At 62.2% G+C, this 16,198-nt stretch carries 17 protein-coding genes; 6 read left to right on the top strand and 11 right to left on the bottom strand.

What is annotated here, in order from left to right; translation table 11 throughout:
• Nucleotides 1–10: 10 nt before the first annotated feature.
• The 6 genes from ACE039_RS02355 to ACE039_RS02380 form a co-directional block, all read right to left on the bottom strand.
• A complete protein-coding gene (locus ACE039_RS02355) occupies nt 11–391 on the bottom strand; it encodes a hypothetical protein (protein ID WP_313460430.1) in 381 nt (126 codons plus the stop codon).
• A 170-nt stretch (nt 392–561) separates the two neighbouring features.
• A complete protein-coding gene (locus ACE039_RS02360; RefSeq protein WP_448711002.1) occupies nt 562–999 on the bottom strand; it encodes a GNAT family N-acetyltransferase in 438 nt (145 codons plus the stop codon).
• A 180-nt stretch (nt 1,000–1,179) separates the two neighbouring features.
• A complete protein-coding gene (locus ACE039_RS02365; RefSeq protein WP_485821588.1) occupies nt 1,180–1,809 on the bottom strand; it encodes a TetR/AcrR family transcriptional regulator in 630 nt (209 codons plus the stop codon).
• Nucleotides 1,806–2,123, bottom strand: coding sequence for a DMT family transporter (locus ACE039_RS02370; protein ID WP_313460435.1), 318 nt, complete (start codon nt 2,121–2,123; stop codon nt 1,806–1,808). Before ACE039_RS02370 ends, ACE039_RS02365 begins: the two co-directional genes overlap by 4 nt.
• A 65-nt stretch (nt 2,124–2,188) precedes the next feature.
• Nucleotides 2,189–2,926 (bottom strand): 3-oxoacyl-ACP reductase family protein, encoded by a 738-nt coding sequence (locus tag ACE039_RS02375; RefSeq protein ID WP_485821589.1) that lies wholly within the window; start codon nt 2,924–2,926, stop codon nt 2,189–2,191.
• Between the two features lie 105 nt (nt 2,927–3,031).
• On the bottom strand, nt 3,032–3,808 hold the full coding sequence (locus tag ACE039_RS02380) for a putative bifunctional diguanylate cyclase/phosphodiesterase (RefSeq protein WP_485821590.1): 777 nt from the start codon (nt 3,806–3,808) through the stop codon (nt 3,032–3,034).
• A gap of 214 nt (nt 3,809–4,022) precedes the next feature.
• Between ACE039_RS02380 and ACE039_RS02385 the strand changes: the two genes are divergently transcribed.
• From ACE039_RS02385 to ACE039_RS02400, 4 genes are all read left to right on the top strand, one after another.
• Nucleotides 4,023–4,607 carry a lipid-binding SYLF domain-containing protein gene (locus ACE039_RS02385; RefSeq protein WP_485821591.1) on the top strand — a complete coding sequence of 195 codons (585 nt, stop codon included), beginning with the start codon at nt 4,023–4,025 and terminating at the stop codon, nt 4,605–4,607.
• Between the two features lie 157 nt (nt 4,608–4,764).
• The gene (locus tag ACE039_RS02390) at nt 4,765–5,760 is read left to right on the top strand and encodes an AraC family transcriptional regulator (protein WP_485821592.1); all 996 of its coding nucleotides are present in this window, start codon (nt 4,765–4,767) and stop codon (nt 5,758–5,760) included.
• A 182-nt stretch (nt 5,761–5,942) separates the two neighbouring features.
• A complete protein-coding gene (locus tag ACE039_RS02395; protein ID WP_485821593.1) occupies nt 5,943–6,977 on the top strand; it encodes a DUF1254 domain-containing protein in 1,035 nt (344 codons plus the stop codon).
• A gap of 34 nt (nt 6,978–7,011) precedes the next feature.
• Complete coding sequence (locus ACE039_RS02400) at nt 7,012–8,052, top strand: AraC-like ligand-binding domain-containing protein (protein ID WP_485821594.1); 1,041 nt, start codon at nt 7,012–7,014, stop codon at nt 8,050–8,052.
• Between the two features lie 12 nt (nt 8,053–8,064).
• On the opposite strand, the gene ACE039_RS02405 is transcribed toward ACE039_RS02400, so the two are convergent.
• From ACE039_RS02405 to ACE039_RS02415, 3 genes are all read right to left on the bottom strand, one after another.
• Nucleotides 8,065–8,856 (bottom strand): hypothetical protein, encoded by a 792-nt coding sequence (locus tag ACE039_RS02405; protein WP_485821595.1) that lies wholly within the window; start codon nt 8,854–8,856, stop codon nt 8,065–8,067.
• 53 nt (nt 8,857–8,909) lie between these two features.
• A complete protein-coding gene (locus ACE039_RS02410) occupies nt 8,910–9,674 on the bottom strand; it encodes an acid phosphatase (protein WP_485821596.1) in 765 nt (254 codons plus the stop codon).
• A 383-nt stretch (nt 9,675–10,057) separates the two neighbouring features.
• Complete coding sequence (locus tag ACE039_RS02415) at nt 10,058–10,609, bottom strand: Dps family protein (protein WP_169270342.1); 552 nt, start codon at nt 10,607–10,609, stop codon at nt 10,058–10,060.
• A 192-nt stretch (nt 10,610–10,801) separates the two neighbouring features.
• Here ACE039_RS02415 and ACE039_RS02420 point away from each other — a divergent pair, with 192 nt between their 5' ends.
• Nucleotides 10,802–11,977 (top strand): MFS transporter, encoded by a 1,176-nt coding sequence (locus ACE039_RS02420; RefSeq protein WP_485821597.1) that lies wholly within the window; start codon nt 10,802–10,804, stop codon nt 11,975–11,977.
• Nucleotides 11,978–12,057: 80 nt separating this feature from the next.
• Here ACE039_RS02420 and ACE039_RS02425 read toward each other — a convergent pair whose 3' ends face one another.
• Nucleotides 12,058–12,270 (bottom strand): YbdD/YjiX family protein, encoded by a 213-nt coding sequence (locus tag ACE039_RS02425; RefSeq protein WP_085946884.1) that lies wholly within the window; start codon nt 12,268–12,270, stop codon nt 12,058–12,060.
• 18 nt (nt 12,271–12,288) lie between these two features.
• Entirely contained in the window at nt 12,289–14,370 is a 2,082-nt protein-coding gene (locus tag ACE039_RS02430; protein WP_105557151.1) for a carbon starvation CstA family protein, read from the bottom strand.
• A gap of 313 nt (nt 14,371–14,683) precedes the next feature.
• On the opposite strand from ACE039_RS02430, the gene ACE039_RS02435 reads away from it, so the two are divergent.
• Nucleotides 14,684–16,105 (top strand): cache domain-containing protein, encoded by a 1,422-nt coding sequence (locus ACE039_RS02435; RefSeq protein WP_485821598.1) that lies wholly within the window; start codon nt 14,684–14,686, stop codon nt 16,103–16,105.
• Nucleotides 16,106–16,198: the final 93 nt, after the last annotated feature.

Genomic DNA, 16,198 nt, shown 5'->3' on the forward strand with positions numbered 1-16,198 from the left:
GCCCACCCTGCTATTTCGGGTAGGCCGCCGACATGGCTTTGAGTTGCGCGCAGGTCTTTTCCTTGTCCGCCGCGCTCAGCCCACCCAGTTGTCCGCGGGCCTTGGTGTATGACTGCGAGAACGCGGTGTCGAAGTCCGTGGCGGCCATGCCATGAGCGCCTGCCGCGGTCTTTTGCTGTTGCTTCATCTGTTCCAGCTGCGCGGCCGTGTAGGCATTGCAATACTCGGCGGCGGCATGCATCTGGCCGCTCAACGCAGCCATGTTCGGCATTTGCCCCGGCGCGGCCTGCTGCGCGAGGGCGGCGCCGCTGCTCAAAGTCAGCGCGGCAGCCATCAGGATGGCCTTACGGTTACGGGACACAACGGCGTGGGCTTGCTTGAAAATCGGCAATTCAGGTCTCCAAGGCGTTAAACGGATCAGGTCTGCGGGAATCAGGTTGCGTGCCGCCCGGCCACAGTGGCCACCCGGCGACGTTGCTGCCGACGCAGCGCAGGCAATATGCCTTATTCGCTGTTAGCCGCTCATGAATCTATGTAACCATTAGCATCAGAGGCCGTCCCTCATGACGCCAGAACCTTCTTCATTGAAGGTGCGGGATGCAGCAGATAGTGCTCTCGCTCGTAGAACGCAACGGCATCCCGCCGCGCGTCAAGAAACACGGCCGTCATTCCACGCGCACGCGCATCGCTTTCGGCATACTCCATCAAGGCGCGGCCGGCGCCGCTGCCCCGCACCGCGGCGTCGACGACAAGGTCATCAACATGCAGATGCGCGCCACGTGCCAAGGTGTGGACTGGCCGCATGCCCAGCACGCCGATAATCTTCCCGTCCCGAAAGGCAGCCACCAACTCATAGCCCGAATAGGACTGGCGGCGAACCCGCGCCATGAACTCCGCCTCGTCCAGCGATCGGAGTTGCGCGATGGCAGGGTATGCGTCGCCCCATTCGGCCGGTGATAAGCGTCTGATTTCCAGTTTGCTGTGCCCTTGCTTGGTCATGGTTACCCTTATCCAGATGCGAAAGACCTTGATTGTGCATGAGTCCCGAAGCGGCGTGCTTCTTGGTGCCACTGGTACTTTGCGTTTTGATGTCGGCCATCGTTTCCGCCGTCGCCACTGCCACAAGCGTCGGTTTCGGTCCCGGTTTTGGCGCCTGTATGGTGGTTCAGCCGTAGTCCGCTAAGCGGTCGGCCACGCCAGCATTGCGGCGTCGATAATCATGTTGAGTTTCTTGGCCGAGGCGCCGTCACGGGCCTGGATGGAGAGCCCTTCAAGCACGGTGGTGTAAAAGGCGGCAAGCTGATCGACGTCTGCCGAAGCCAAAAGGTCTCCTTGCGCAATGCCGCGCGCAAGGCGATCCCTTAACTCCTTTTCTCCCTTCAATCGGTTGTCGGCAAGAAACGCGCGGACGCTGTCGTTTTCGGGCGCGCCCAGCAACGATGACAACACAATCATGCACCCGCGCGGCCCTTCGTCCACCGCATAGGCGCTTGCATTCGACCGCAACATGGTTTCGACCGCTTCGCGGGCGGTTTGCGCTTGGCTAAGACTCTGTGACGTCGCCCGTCCTTCGACGCGGTCGTACAGTTCCACCGCCTCTCGAAAGATCTCTTCCTTGCAACCGAAGGTTGAATAAAGGCTGGGCTTGTTGACGCCCATGGCGCTGACCAGATCCTGGACCGACGTGCCCTCATAGCCTTGCGTCCAGAACGTCCGCATGGCGGCAAGCAGCGCGCTGTCTCGATCAAAGGCTCTTGGGCGCCCGATTTTCGCGACGGGCGTTGATTTGGGTTTGCTGCCGGCACTCATGATTCAATCATCCGCAGACCCGCTACCCCGACCCCGATCAGCCCCAGGAACAACATCTTGGCCAACGACATGTGCTCGCCTAGCACTACGGTTCCGAATACGGCCACACCGAAAGCTCCGATGCCGACCCAAATGGCATACGCGGTGCCTACCGGCAGATCCTTCAACGCCAAACCGAGCAGCACGAGGCTAAGCATGGCCACGCTGATGCCGATCAGGCTTGGCCAGAATTTCGTCAAACCGTCTGCCTGCTTAAGCGCCAATGCCCAGACGATTTCAAGCGCGCCAGCCAGAATCAATAGTGCCCAAGCCATCTACGTCCTCATTTGTTCTTCACTGCGATTGCGTCAACGTCACCCCACGGCGTCCGCCGGCGATGCTACGCCGTGAAGCCGCCGTCGATGGCGAGCGACGCGCCGGTGATGAATCGGCTGTCCTGCCCCGCAAGGTATCCGACGGCGGCCGCGATCTCGTCCGGCGCGGCATAGCGCTTGATTGCCATGAGTTCCAGCTCCGCGGAAACCGTGGGACCGTCGGCAGGATTCATATCGGTGTCGGTCGATCCCGGATCGACAATGTTGACCGTGATACCGCGGCTGCCTACCTCGCGCGCAAGGCCCTTGGTGAACCCGATCAGCGCGGATTTGCTCATTGCGTAGAGCGTCACGCCGCCATAGGGCACGCGCTGGGCAAAGCAGGAACCGATGGAAATAATGCGGCCGCCGGCGCCCATGTAGGCAAGCGCAGCTTGCGAAGCCACGAAGACCGCCCTGGCGTGGATCGCCAACGTGTCGTCGATCTCTTCAAGCGTGGCGTCCTCGATGGGACCCGCAGGGAATACGCCGGCACTATTGACGAGTATGTCCAGCCCGCCCAGTTCCCGGGCGGTCTGCGCGACCGCCTCGCGGACGGCGGCGGGATCTCGGCTATCCGCCTTAATGGCCAGGACCTTGCTGCCCGTCACCGCCAGCTGCTCGGCAAGGCCTTTGGCGGCCTGATCCGACTTTGCATAGGTAAAGGCAACATCCGCGCCCCTGTGCGCCAACCACCGGACAATAGCCGCGCCGATGCCCCGCGTGCCCCCCGTGACGAGGGCGACCTTGCCGTTGAATTCCATGCTGGCGGCTCCTTTTATACCGTTCGGTTAAAAAGGCTACGCGAACTGGAATTCGACGTCAAGGATTGTTAAGCGGGTCCATCGGCCGCAGCGGAACGGCATGCATCACAAGAATGCTGAAACGTCGCCCGGCCGTCCAAACAGATAGCCTTGAAAGGCCGAACAACCCACCCCTTTCAGATAGGCCAGTTGCTCTGGCGTTTCGACGCCTTCGGCGACCACATCCACATCCAGCGCCCGCGCCAACATCAGGATGGCCCCGACAATCCCCTGGTCTTTCTTGCTGACGGCAACGTCATCGATAAAGGTCTTGTCGATCTTGATTTGAGACACCGACAAATTCCTCAGGTAGCACATCGACGAAAAGCCGGTGCCGAAATCGTCTACCGCAATGCCAACGCCCGCCTCTCGGAGCCGTTGAAATCCCTTCTGTTGGCGGCTCGCGTTCGAATCCAGAAACACGTTCTCCGTGACTTCCAAAATCAGCCGGCCCGGCGCAATTCCATACCTTTGCACCAGATGCACGACGTCATCAACGAAATCTGCTTCGCGGAATTGATGCGCGCTGACATTCACGCTCAACGTCCATTCGGAAGCCGTGGGCATTCTGGACCATTGCTCCAGTTGCTGGCAGCCCTCGTGCAACGCCCAGGCTCCCATATAGATAATGGCGCCGCTTCGCTCGGCAAGCGGCACGAATCGCGCAGGCGGAATCTGACCGTACTCTGTCGAGTTCCAGCGCATCAACGCCTCCATACCGATGATTTTCAATGCCGCGTCGACAATGGGCTGGTACTGCAGAAACAGCTCCCCGCGCGCCGATGCATTGGCCAATGCATCGTGCAGCGAAAGGTTGGCCTTGTCAGCTGCAAGTTGTCTCATGACGTCTTCCATGCCCTGTGGTCGAGGCCAGATTAGGGCAATGCGTGAACGACGTCTTGCCATTTTGCGCCAAATAAAAAATGGCCTTCAACCGCGCATAAAACGGGGCGACGGCACGCCTGCTCTCGTCTATTGACAAGCGTAGGCTCGATCTGAATACTCCTGCCGCGTTAGACCACGCAACGCGTAATCAACGCAAAGGAAATACCCGAAAATGGCAAACCCCAACTACCTAAAGCGTTTCCGCAGCCGGTTGTCCCGCGGCCTGGCAACGGGCCTGCTGACGCTTGTCAGCGTAACGGGTATGCCCGGCATGGCATGGGCGGACAGCGCCCAGCAAATTCGCCAAGACTCCGCCAAAGCCCTTCAACATCTTTATGCGGTTGAACCCGGTACGAAAGAACTGGGCGACAAAGCCGTGGCGGTTCTGGTCTTTCCCAAGATCTACAAAGCCGGCCTCATCGTAGGAGGCGAGCATGGGCAAGGCGCGTTATTCAAGGGCAAGGAACCGATCGCCTATTACGATATTTCCGCCATGTCGCTAGGCTTGCAGGCCGGCGCGCAGACCTTTGGCTATGCGTTGTTTTTCATGAACCAGAAATCGCTGAACTATCTGGACCAAAGTGATGGCTGGGCGTTGGGCAGCGGCCCCAGCCTCGTGCTGTGGGACAAATCCACCGCATCTAGCCTGTCCACCACCACCTTGACGCAGGATGTCTTTGCCGTGCCATTTGGCGCCCAAGGCCTGATGGCCGGCATGGGCCTTGAAGGCTCGAAGATCAGCAACATCAAGCCCTGACGTAGTCCGAAAATCTGCTGGCCCCAAGCCCGGATCGCCGCAAATGTCTCATGATTTGCGGCGATTTGTCTCAGCAGGAAGATTCTCGCATTTGTTCGCAAAAGCCACGGTGTAAATTCTGCCACGCATTCACCTCAAGCGGGCCGTTCTAGTCTCTGTGTCTGAAGCCATTTCGCACCCAACGCCATCCATCAAACTTCGCAGTTTTTTGCAGATGGCTCCTTATCTGGCAAGTCGGGGCGTGTCCGCTCTTGAGTTCTTCCAGCGCCTCGGCATATCGCCGAACATATTTCAAAATCCCGATATCTGGCTTCCGCGCTCCACGTGCTTTCGCATTTCAAACGAAATGGCCAGCATCGCGCAGGACCCGTTCGGCGGCGCCCATGTCGGCCAGCTGACGGAACTACGCTCTCTGGGCCCGTGGGGCGCGATGGTGTTGAATTCGGTCAATATCGCGCAGGCCTGCGCCAGGGCCGCCACGCACGCGGAATGGCTGCACCAGGGCGGGAAAGTCCACATCGTCACGGAAGGCCGCAGCACAAAGCTAATTCATAGTTTCACCGGACAACTCGAAGCCGATCCCCGCCAGTTCATTCTTGGAAGCTTGGCCGTGCTTCGAAAAATACCGCTCATGTCGGGCGACGCCTCGAGCATACGCGTGCATCTGAAGGCGACCAGGGCAAGGGGCGACGACGCGCTTGAGGCCTGCCTGGGGCCGAACATCGTACTGGGCGCCGACTATGACATGATCGAATTCGAGCGCGATCTGCTCGACAGCCCTTTGCTTGCGGTGAAGGACGATGCCCGCAGGATCACGACGGCATTGCAGTCTACGGTCGATACGGCCGGCCTGCTCATCGAACGCCTATCCGATCAAGACAGGGCCAAGCTCACTTCGATCGCCCGCGAGATGGGAATGTCGGCGCGCACCCTTCAGCGGCGCTTGAAATCCAGCGGCGTTGACTTCGAAGCGCTACACGACGAGACCCGTCGAAGCGAAGCGCTTCGGCTCATGGGAATGCGCAAATACTCCGCCACTGAAATCGCGTATATGGTCGGCTATAGCGACCCCGCGCATTTCACGCGCGCGTTCAAGCGCTGGACCGGGCAAGCCCCTTCGCGCTTCCGCGCGCGGCTACTCAACAGCGCCTGATCCGATTCGGCTTCGCTGAACGCCAGGCATTCGGCCGTTCATCATTGGCATCAAATGGCAAGCCTGCCGCGGGGCGTTCTTGTACAGTCCGCGTCGGCAAACACCTCTGCCCGGGCACGCCGCCCACAAGCAACGCTAGCGTGCTGGAAGAGGAATCGAATCGATATTATTGAAGGACGTCAATGTCATATTCATCGGCCTCATGCATCGTCGCCTTGACGATGGCAGTGCTTGGAACCGCGAACGCCCAGTCTTCCCCGGAGAAGGGAGCCATAGTCGGCGTCGGCAATTTTGTTCGAGCCGAGACTGACCTGTACATGGCAAAAATCGTAGCCGACGGGAGCTTCGGACGATTCGTTCATACTCGCGAGCCCGTTTCCGTCGATGCGCAAAATGTCATCCGCATGAATCGGGACACCCTGTATTCAGGCGCGGTGTTCGATCTGGACGCCGGCGCGGTCACGATTACCTTGCCCGAAGCCGGCAAGCGGTTCATGTCGATGCAGCTGGTCAGCCAAGACCACTATGTACCGGCCGTCTTTTACGGTGCTGGCAAGCATACGCTGACCAAAGAGGCCATCGGCACTCGTTATGTTTTTGTGGCGATCCGCACATTGGTCGACCCCGCCAACGCGAAGGACATCCAGCAAGTGCATGCGCTGCAGGATGCCATTACCGTGAGCCAGGCCCGCGTGGGGGAATTCGTCGTGCCGAAATGGGACCAGGCAAGCCAGAAGACGGTGCGCGATGCCCTGCTTGTCCTGGGATCGACCATCCCCAACTACAACCAGGCATTCGGCACGAAGGACACCGTCGACCCCATCCAGCACCTGATCGGCACGGCGACGGGCTGGGGTGGAAACCCAGCCAAGGACGCCACGTATCTGGGCTGGACGGCCCCGGACAATGACGGACGGGCCGTGTATCGGCTTAACGTCGGCCAGGTGCCGGTCAACAGCTTCTGGTCCGTTATTGTCTACAACGCCCAAGGGTACTTCCAGAAGAACCCTTATGACGCTTACTCGTTGAATAGCCTGACGGCGGAAAAAAGCGCCGACGGCTCGATCGCCATCCAGTTTGGCGGCTGCGACGGCAAAATTAAAAATTGCCTGCCCACCATGCCCGGTTGGAACTACACCGTCAGGCTGTATCAGCCCCGTGAAGAGATCCTGAATGGCAGTTGGCGCTTTCCGGAGCCGCAGCGCGTCACGCAATAGTCTCCAGGCATGCGACTTAGGGTAAAACGTCAGCATGACCCGCGCTGAAACACTCATTTCCACTCAAGCCATCGCGTCTTCGTTTCGCGACGAGTACTGGCGCGAGGTCACGCGCCCTTTCTGCGACACAACGCTGCTTTCCACCGCCAAGGGCGCAACGTTGGAGGGCACCATGCGGATTCGCCATCTGGGCGGATTGACGCTGGGTTCGACGACTTTCAATGCGCAGCGTTACAAGCGGGACCCCGCCACGATCGCCCGCAGCGGGCTGGATCAGTATTTGGTCCATGTTCTGGTCGCAGGGTCCATTCAAGGTGATTTTGACGACCGTGACGTCACGGCCGGTGCGGGTGGAATCTGCTTCATTGATCTTGCCCGACCCTATCAATGCCGGGTGGACGCCGGAGAACGCCTGGCCATGACCATTCCTCGCGCCAATATCGACAAGATATTGGGGGCCCGCGATATTCACGGCCTGGTGCTTCAGGCCGGCAACCCGATGACGCGCCTGCTCAAGGATTACCTCTGCGGCTTCCACGCCGTGTCGGGGCAGTTGTCCGCAAGCGAAGACGTGGCGGCGCTGGAGGCCCTGACCGCCCTGCTTTCGGCGGGCCTGGCGAACGCCGCGCCCATCCAGAACGCGCCGGATTCGCTATTGGGCCAGGCGTTGCGCGCGCGGGTCCTGGCCTATATCGATCATCACCTCGCGCAGCCTGAACTGGGCCCCGAGCTGCTCATGCACCGATTCAGAGTGTCGCGAGCCCATCTATATCGCGTCTTCGCCGAGTTGGGCGGCATCGCCCACATCATCAAGTGCAAACGCCTTGATGCGGCCTATGCCCGCATTGTCGACCCTCGTCATGCCAGGCATCCGGTGGGCCAGACCGCCGCGCATTTCGGTTTTCGAGATTCGGCAAGATTCCGCAAGGCGTTCATCGCGCGCTTTGGCGTTGCGCCGGACGAGGCCAGAGAGCAATGCCGTCTGGCCTTGCCTGCCGGCGATAGCCGCAACCTGCTGGCAAGCCATTTTTCCGCACACGGCCATGGGCACCGCCACGGCCCGCGGGCGGTATAGCCGTCGGCCAATTCAGAACTGGTAGGAAAGGCCCAGGATAGGCCCCTGCTGAACGACGTTGTAGACGAAACCATTGCGGTCGTAGTTGACGCCAAGCGCCCGGTAGCCCAGTACCGCCGAAAAATTGGACTTGAACTGATAGGCAATAGCGGCCGTCACGTCCCAATCAAGCCTGGCCTGCCCCGCGCCGACAACTCCCCAGCCGGTCAGATACCAGTGATCATTCAGGGCATATTGACCGCGCAGACCCGCCACCGCATCGATCCATGTGGCGCTGTCGCGTTCGCTGCGGCCGTCGAGCACGCCGCCTTTCAAGGATAGTTTGGTGCTTGCGTGCCAAAGCCGCCCGCCACCCATCACGTCAAGATGGCCGTTGTCGCCCTCAAGCACGCTGTAGCCCGCGCCAAAAAACCCCGAGAACGAGGTGGTGGTGATGTCGACGCGTCGGCTCAGAACGCCATACTGCGTGTCGCCCCCTGCCGAGAGCTTTCCATACATCACATCCCCGATCAGGCTGAATCGTTCGTAGCGCGCGTCGATGGCGCCCATGAAAGCCAGATCAAGCTCGCTGAGGATGTCGTTGAAACTGGAATCCAGTCTGGCCGGCGCTTGCCCGAATTGCCCGACTTTCCCTTTGATTCCGGACGCCCAGGCATAGGGGCTTGCAGTGATACGCCATTGCGCGGACGAGTCGCCCTGCTTTTGCATCAACGGGCTGATCGGCAAGCCGTCCTGGGCAAGGGCCGCCTGGGATATTCCGAATGCCATGCTTACGGCAATCAGGGGGAAAGCAACAAAGTTCATGGTTTCTCGACGGAACGGCGGCATTGATGGGCGCGCGCAGGCGGATGTCGTGATCACTTGCCGGAAAGCGCCGCTTCCTCGGCCACGCAGTCCAGGCCCGGCGCGGCATGCCCCGCCTTGGCCGCCTGAACTTCTTTGCGCGCGGCATCCACGTCAGCGACAAATTCAGGGTTGTTTTGCAGCAGGGCAACCGTTGCCGCCCCCATCGTGCGGCCCGCGTCCACATCGCTTTGCCAATGCGCGTTGCATACGACTCGGCTTTGTCCAAACTCCAGGCCTCGCCGCAACAGGCGATTGGCGCGTTCGGGGTTGATTTCGGCCAGAACAAGCGCCCAGGCCCAACCCGCGGCCGTATGGCCCGAGGGGTATGAGCCATCCGAGCGAAGCAACGTCTCTTGTTCGGGGAAACACGTGCCTTCGTTATGGACAACGAATGGCCGCACACGGTTATAGGTGTTCTTGACACCGTAGGTGGACAGGCCGGCGTCGGTAAGGACCTTCTGCATCAACTTATACAGGTGCGGCGTCTGCGCTTCGGTGATATCGACCCCCATGGCGCAAGAGAAACGCTGGGCGGGTTGCGGAAACTGCAGGTCCGCGTCCAGACGAGCCAGATGCGCGCGCGCCGAGCCTCGCAGGGCAATCGTTGCCGCCCTTGCCTCTTCGTCGCGAGCCAATGCGGCGCTGCCCGCGGCGGGCGGCGGCCCAAGCAGGTCCAGGCTATTGGGCAAGGTTTCCTTGGGCAGGTAGCCCGGCGCCAATTCGAAGTGCGGATCCGTGACTGCCGGATCCGACCCATCGCCCGCTGCGGCGGCCATCGCGTTGCTCATGCCAAGAGAAATAAAAAGAACGCTGATTGCCGTGCGACGTAGCTTTGAATGCATGGGTGATCGTTACCGTCAGTCGAATTGCGGGACACGCGACACCCCACGCCAGCCATTCTGGCACCGCAGCGGGAGTGAAAGCGTTGGCGAATTTACACTGAACACCCACGCAGAAAACGGCAAAACGGCAACCTGAGACAGAACGGCATGATTAATGGGACATTGCACGTGGCGCAACGTCCGTCCGCTTCTGCAATGCCGTGATCGGCGCGATCAACGCGCATATTGTTCCGCTTGCCAGATTGCGGCCGCGCCATGCAAAACCGCCCAGTCCGTCAGGGCTGGGCGGTTTTCATTTGCGACGGAACGAAGCGGACTCAATGACCCGTGGAGTCGCCCTGCCGGCTGGCTTCAAACAGGAACCAGGTGCGCCGTTCGGTTTCGTCGATCCAGTTTTCGATCAGGCTCGAGCTGGCAATGTCGCGGTGTTCGTCGGTGATGTTGTGGGCCTCGCGCAGCGCTGCCGCCAGCACCTTGTTGTCTTCGCGCAATTCGGCCAGCATGTCCAGCGGCTGCACGTAGTCGGCGTCGTTGTCCGAAATACGCTGCATGCGCGAGATATGCCCGATGGAACGTAGCGTCGTGCCGCCGATCTTGCGGATGCGTTCCGCGATGGGGTCGGTCATGGCGAATAGCTGGTCGCCTTGTTCGTCAAGCAGCAGGTGGTAATCGCGGAAGTGCGGCCCGCTTACGTGCCAGTGGAAGTTCTTGGTTTTCAGATACAGGGCGAACACGTCGGCCAGTAGCTGGTTGAGCGCGGCGGAGATGTCGCGGGTGGCTGCCGCCGCCAGGTCGGTAGGCGTTGCCAGTGGAAGCTTGCGGCGCTCTTTCAGCGTCTTGATGGTCTTCTCATTCAATTTCTTGGCCATGAAATGCCGCTCCTTGGAATGATAGAAAGTACGCAGTCGCGGCACGGATGAAACCGTGTGCGATACCTAAGGGTAATCCCCTAAATCCGCTTTGCCAATGGGCCGCGTCAGCTGGCGGCAAGCTGAATGCTTGAGCCTGACGGGTAGGAGTATGCTACGCGCCTTCGTATCAGCCAGATTGACACCATCGCTATGCGCGGCAATCCCGACGCCAGACAAGGCGCCATCGCGTTGCACGGGTTCTACTTCCTGTATTACGGCCTGCAGGGCGTCAGCATCCCCTTCCTGCCCTTATGGTTTGCCAGCCGCGGCGTGGATCCCGCCGTCATCGGGCTGATCGTCGCCACCTCCTTCCTGCCCAAGATCCTGTCCACGCCGGTCGTCGCCCACGTGGCCGACCAGAGCGGCCGCGCACACGCGCTGATCGCCTTGGCGCTGGCGGCATCGCTTGTGCTGTTCTTCTGTTATCCGTTTTCGCAGACGTCCGGCTGGATGCTCGCCATCACGCTGCTCTTGAACGCCGTCTTCCCGGCCGTGCTGCCGCTGATGGACCGGATGGCGATATCAAGCGGCCGGGCGCAGGGTCATTCCTACACCGTGATCCGGGCTTGCGGCTCGCTAGGCTTTGCCGCCATCACCGTCGTCGGGGGCTACCTGATCAAGACGTTCGATGCCGACTGGGTGATGTGGCTGTCTATCCTGCTGATCATCGCCTGCCTGGCTTGCGTGCGGCTGCTGCCGCAAGCCGCGCGCCCCGCCGCCGACGAGACGCCGGCCCAGCGCGTGAGGATGCCCATGCTGGCGGTCCTGCGCGACCGCCCGCTTGTGATGTGCATCGCGGCGGCGTCGCTGGTCCAGGCCAGCAACGGCTTCCTGTATTCCTATTCCACGCTCTACTGGACCGCAAGCGGCCTGTCGACCGCGCTGATCTCTCTGCTGTGGGTGGTGGGCGTCGGCAGCGAAGTGCTGTTTTTTTTCCTGGCGCCAAAGGTCCTGGCTCGGACCGGAGCGCAATGGCTGATTCTGGCATCGGCGGTGATGACGGTCATCCGCTGGGCGGGCCTGTCGGCCACGACGGACCCGGCGTTGATCGCCGGGCTGCAGCTGCTGCAGTGCTTCACCCTGGCCGGCAACAACGCCGCCATCATGTGGTACATCACGCGCCACGTGCCCGCCGCATGCAAGACATCGGCGATCGCGCTATACGCGATGCTGTCGGGCGGCGTGTTCATGTTCGCCAGCATCCAGCTGGGCGGCGCGCTGTACCGAAGCTACGCGCCCGGCGGCTTCATGGTGATGGCCGCGTGCGCGCTGTGCGCGGTGCCGCTGGTGATTTATTCGGAAAGGCTGCGGCCGCGCGCATCGTAGAAGCGAGTGCGTCGTTCGCCGCGTGGGTCTTTTCGACGCTGGCGCGTCCAAAGAAAAAGCCCCCGCAGGGGCATTGTCCACTAGCAACAGCCGATCCGTTTCTTTCCCCCGTAGCGCGCGTCCTGGCGCTCGCGGAAGAAAGCTTCGTAGGTCATCGGCTCTTGGTCAGGGTGGGTACGCCGCATATGTTCCACATATGTCTCGTAGTCCGGCACGCCGACCATCAGCCGGAGCGTCTGCCCCAGGTAACGGCCGGCGGCGCCGGCGGCTGAACTCATGTTGCCAAACAGCATGCGGCGGCTCCTTGGGGGTCAGTCCGCGCCCGCCGCGACGGGCAGGGTTTCGTAGGGCGTCTCGCGCGAGGTAGGCTTGTTCTCGGCGCGCGCGCGCTGCACCGACTTCAGGCCGAACACCACGATGCTGACCACCACGAACATGAAGATGGCGCACAGGCCGGCGTTGATGTAGTCGTTCATCACGACACGCGACATCTCGCCCAGCGACTTGGCGGGCGCCAGCACGCGGCCTTCGGCGATAGCCGCGTTGTACTTCGCGGCGTGAGCCAGGAAGCTGACGCGCGGGTCGGCGTCGAACAGCTTTTGCCAGCCGGCCGTCAGCGTGCAAGCCAGGAGCCACAGCGTGGGCAAGATGGTGACCCATGCGTAGCGGTCGCGTTTCATCTTGAACAGCACGACGGTGCCCAGCGTCAGCGCGATCGCGGCCAGCATCTGGTTGGCGATGCCGAACAGCGGCCACAGCGTGTTGATGCCGCCCAGCGGGTCCACCACGCCCTGATACAGGAAGTAGCCCCAGGCCGCCACGCACAAGGCGGTGGCGATCAGGTTGGCCGGCAACGAGTCCGTGCGCTTGAGCGACGGGGCGAAGGTACCCAGCAGGTCTTGCAGCATGAAGCGGCCGGCGCGCGTGCCCGCATCCACCGCGGTCAGGATGAATAGCGCTTCGAACAAGATGGCGAAGTGGTACCAGAAGGCCATCATGCCCGGACCGCCGATGGCCTGGTGCAGAATGTGCGCCATGCCGACGGCCAGCGTGGGCGCCCCGCCCGCGCGCGAAATGATCGTGCTTTCGCCGACGTCCTTGGCGGTCTGGATCAGGTCTTGCGGCGTGACCACGAAGCCCCAGCTGGACACCACCTGGGCCACCTGGTCCGGCGTGGTGCCGATGACGGCCGCCGGGCTGTTCATGGCGTAGTAGATGCCGGGCTCGATCACGCAAGCCGCCACCAGCGCCATGATGGCCACGAACGATTCCATCAGCATGCCGCCATAACCAATATAGCGGGCCTGGCTTTCGTTTTCGATCAGCTTGGGCGTGGTGCCCGACGCGATCAGGGCATGGAAGCCCGATACCGCGCCGCAGGCGATGGTGATGAACAGGAACGGGAACAGGTTGCCCGACCAGACCGGGCCGGTGCCGTCCACGAACTGCGTCAGCGCGGGCATCTTCAGTTCCGGCGCCACGACCACGATGCCGATCGCCAGGCCGAGGATGGTGCCGATCTTCAGGAAGGTCGACAGGTAGTCGCGCGGGGCCAGCAGCAGCCACACGGGCAGCACGGCGGCGATGAAACCGTAGACGATCAGGATCCAGGTCAGGCCCTTGCCATCGAAATCGAACATCGGGCCCAGCACCGGATGCGCGGCCACGTCCTGCCCAAAGGTGATGGCAGCCATCAGGCCGACGAAGCCGATGACCGAGACCTCGCCGATCTTGCCCGGACGGATGTAGCGCAGGTACACGCCCATGAACAGCGCGATGGGGATGGTGGCCGCGACCGTGAAGGTGCCCCAGGGCGAATGCGTCAGCGCCTTCACCACGATCAGCGCCAGCACGGCCAGGATGATCACCATGATCATGAAGGCGCCGAACAGCGCGATCACGCCCGGGATCTTGCCCAGTTCGGACTTGACCAGATCGCCCAGCGACCGGCCGTCACGGCGCGTCGAGATGAACAGGATGGTGAAGTCCTGCACGGCGCCGGCGAACACCACGCCCGCCAGGATCCACAGCATGCCAGGCAGGTAACCCATCTGGGCGGCCAGCACCGGGCCCACCAGGGGGCCGGCCCCCGCGATGGCGGCAAAGTGGTGGCCGAACAGCACGTGCTTGTTGGTCGGCACGTAGTCCAGGCCGTCGTTGTGCTTCCAGGCCGGCGTCATGCGCGAGGCGTCCAGCTGGAAGACGTTCTTGGCGATGAACCGGCTGTAATAGCGGTATGCGATCAGGTAGACGCATACGGCGGCAATCACCACCCATAGCGCGTTGATGGTCTCGCCTCTGGCCAGCGCCACGGTGCCCAGCGCAAACGCGCCCAGTACCGCAACCGCCAGCCAGACCAGGTGCTGACCCAGTCCCTTACTGCTGGTATGCATAAGTGCTCCTCTTGCCTCCCGCCATGCTTGTGGCGTGAAACGCTTTTTTCGTCCCGCGGAAGGCAGACTCATTGTTGTGGGGTGGCGGGCGCGCTGGCGCCCGCACTGCGTCCGTTGAACGCGGGCGTTAGTATTTCGTTTTGCCCCCTTGCCAACAAGCGCGGAACTACGCAAGCCGCGTACGTGTTACTACGCACTGCGCCGCAACATAAACCGACGAAAACCGTAAAATCCTGCACCGCGACCGATAGCACTACAGGCAAAGCCGTCGTGACGCATCGCACCAATTCTTATCCGGGTTGCCCCCCACAATATGAAGCTGCGCCTGAAAATCCTGCTGCTTGCCGCCGTGCCCCTGCTGGTGGCGTTGGCCGCCATCGCGGTGGCCGTCTACGTGCAAGGCCTGCAATTGGCCCAGCGCGAAAAGCAGGTTGTGGAAAGCGCCTGGCTGGCCAGCAAGGAAAGCGAACTGCGCCACTACGTAAGCCTGGCCTACAGCGCCGTCGCGCCCTTGCAGGAGGCGGGCGACGACGAGGCCGCGCGCCAGCGGGCGCTGGAGCTGCTGGCGCAGATGGAATTCGGCCATGACGGCTATTTTTTCGTCTACGACCTGCAGGGCAAGAACCTGATGCACCCGCGCCAGCCGGAACTGGTCGGCCAAGACCTCTGGAACCTGCGCGACACGCGCGGCCAGGCGGTCATCCAGAACCTGCTCACGGCCGCCCGCCGCGGCGGCCAGCAAGGCGAAGTGGTGCACTACCTTTGGGAAAAACCCTCTACCCACCAGACGGTGGAGAAACTCGGCTATGTCGTGGTGCTGGACCGGTGGGGCTGGATGCTCGGCACGGGCATTTACCTGGACGACGTGGAGCAGGCCCTGGTGCGTATCGACGCCGCCGCGCAGGCCAACATCCGCAGCATGTTCGCCTGGGTGGCCGGCATTGCCGCCGTCGCCATCCTGGGGGTGGCGGCTTGCGGGCTGGCGCTGAACATCAGCGACCACCGGCAGTCCGACGCCAAGCTGCGGCTGATGGCCCAGCAATTGGTGCGCTCCCAGGAAGATGAGCGCGCCCGCCTGTCACGCGAACTGCACGACGGCATCAGCCAGGTGCTGGTGTCCATCAAACTATCGCTGGAAGCCGCGCGCGAACGGCTGCGGCACTCGTTGCCGGAGCAACCGCAGGCCCTGGCCCATATCGACCGGCCGCTGGGCGGCGCGCTGGACCGCCTGAACAGCGCCGTGGGCGAGGTGCGGCGCATTTCGCACAACCTGCGTCCCACCTTGCTGGACGACCTGGGCCTGCCGGCCGCGTTGGAACACCTGGGACGCGAGTTCGCCATCGCCAGCGCAGACGGAGCGCCGCCGCTGGCCGTCAGCCTTCGCACCACCGGACGGCCGGTCAAACTGCCCGACGCCTATGCCACGGCGTTGTTCCGCGTCACCCAGGAGGCCCTGACCAACATCCTGCGCCATGCCGGCGCCACGCGCGCCGACATGACGCTTGCGTACAGCGCGCACGACCTGCGCCTGACCATTTCGGACGATGGCCGCGGCTTCGATTTCGCCGAAGTCCAGCAGGACCCCCGGCGCGGCATCGGGCTGCGCAACATGCGCGAACGCATGAGCGCGCTATCCGGTAACCTGACTTTCCATACCAACGCGCAAGGCACGACCTTGCAGGCCTGGCTGCCCCTGCCGGCGCCGGCCACCCCTACCGCGACGACCCAAGCATGACCGACACCCCCGATGCCATCCGACTCCTGCTGGTCGACGACCACCCCCTGGTACGGGACGGGCTACGCCTGCGCCTGGAGACCGTGCCGCGGC

This window comes from Achromobacter maghribensis, from assembly GCF_057334215.1.

What these genes read in the sequence shown, in the direction of transcription:
- ACE039_RS02360 (WP_448711002.1), bottom strand. Translation starts at nt 999, where the DNA reads ATGACCAAGCAAGGGCACAGCAAACTGGAAATCAGACGCTTATCACCG.
- ACE039_RS02365 (WP_485821588.1), bottom strand. Translation starts at nt 1,809, where the DNA reads ATGAGTGCCGGCAGCAAACCCAAATCAACGCCCGTCGCGAAAATCGGG.
- ACE039_RS02370 (WP_313460435.1), bottom strand. Translation starts at nt 2,123, where the DNA reads ATGGCTTGGGCACTATTGATTCTGGCTGGCGCGCTTGAAATCGTCTGG.
- ACE039_RS02375 (WP_485821589.1), bottom strand. Translation starts at nt 2,926, where the DNA reads ATGGAATTCAACGGCAAGGTCGCCCTCGTCACGGGGGGCACGCGGGGC.
- ACE039_RS02380 (WP_485821590.1), bottom strand. Translation starts at nt 3,808, where the DNA reads ATGAGACAACTTGCAGCTGACAAGGCCAACCTTTCGCTGCACGATGCA.
- ACE039_RS02385 (WP_485821591.1), top strand. Translation starts at nt 4,023, where the DNA reads ATGGCAAACCCCAACTACCTAAAGCGTTTCCGCAGCCGGTTGTCCCGC.
- ACE039_RS02395 (WP_485821593.1), top strand. Translation starts at nt 5,943, where the DNA reads ATGTCATATTCATCGGCCTCATGCATCGTCGCCTTGACGATGGCAGTG.
- ACE039_RS02400 (WP_485821594.1), top strand. Translation starts at nt 7,012, where the DNA reads ATGACCCGCGCTGAAACACTCATTTCCACTCAAGCCATCGCGTCTTCG.
- ACE039_RS02405 (WP_485821595.1), bottom strand. Translation starts at nt 8,856, where the DNA reads ATGAACTTTGTTGCTTTCCCCCTGATTGCCGTAAGCATGGCATTCGGA.
- ACE039_RS02410 (WP_485821596.1), bottom strand. Translation starts at nt 9,674, where the DNA reads ATGGCCGCCGCAGCGGGCGATGGGTCGGATCCGGCAGTCACGGATCCG.
- ACE039_RS02415 (WP_169270342.1), bottom strand. Translation starts at nt 10,609, where the DNA reads ATGGCCAAGAAATTGAATGAGAAGACCATCAAGACGCTGAAAGAGCGC.
- ACE039_RS02420 (WP_485821597.1), top strand. Translation starts at nt 10,802, where the DNA reads ATGCGCGGCAATCCCGACGCCAGACAAGGCGCCATCGCGTTGCACGGG.
- ACE039_RS02425 (WP_085946884.1), bottom strand. Translation starts at nt 12,270, where the DNA reads ATGCTGTTTGGCAACATGAGTTCAGCCGCCGGCGCCGCCGGCCGTTAC.
- ACE039_RS02430 (WP_105557151.1), bottom strand. Translation starts at nt 14,370, where the DNA reads ATGCATACCAGCAGTAAGGGACTGGGTCAGCACCTGGTCTGGCTGGCG.
- ACE039_RS02435 (WP_485821598.1), top strand. Translation starts at nt 14,684, where the DNA reads ATGAAGCTGCGCCTGAAAATCCTGCTGCTTGCCGCCGTGCCCCTGCTG.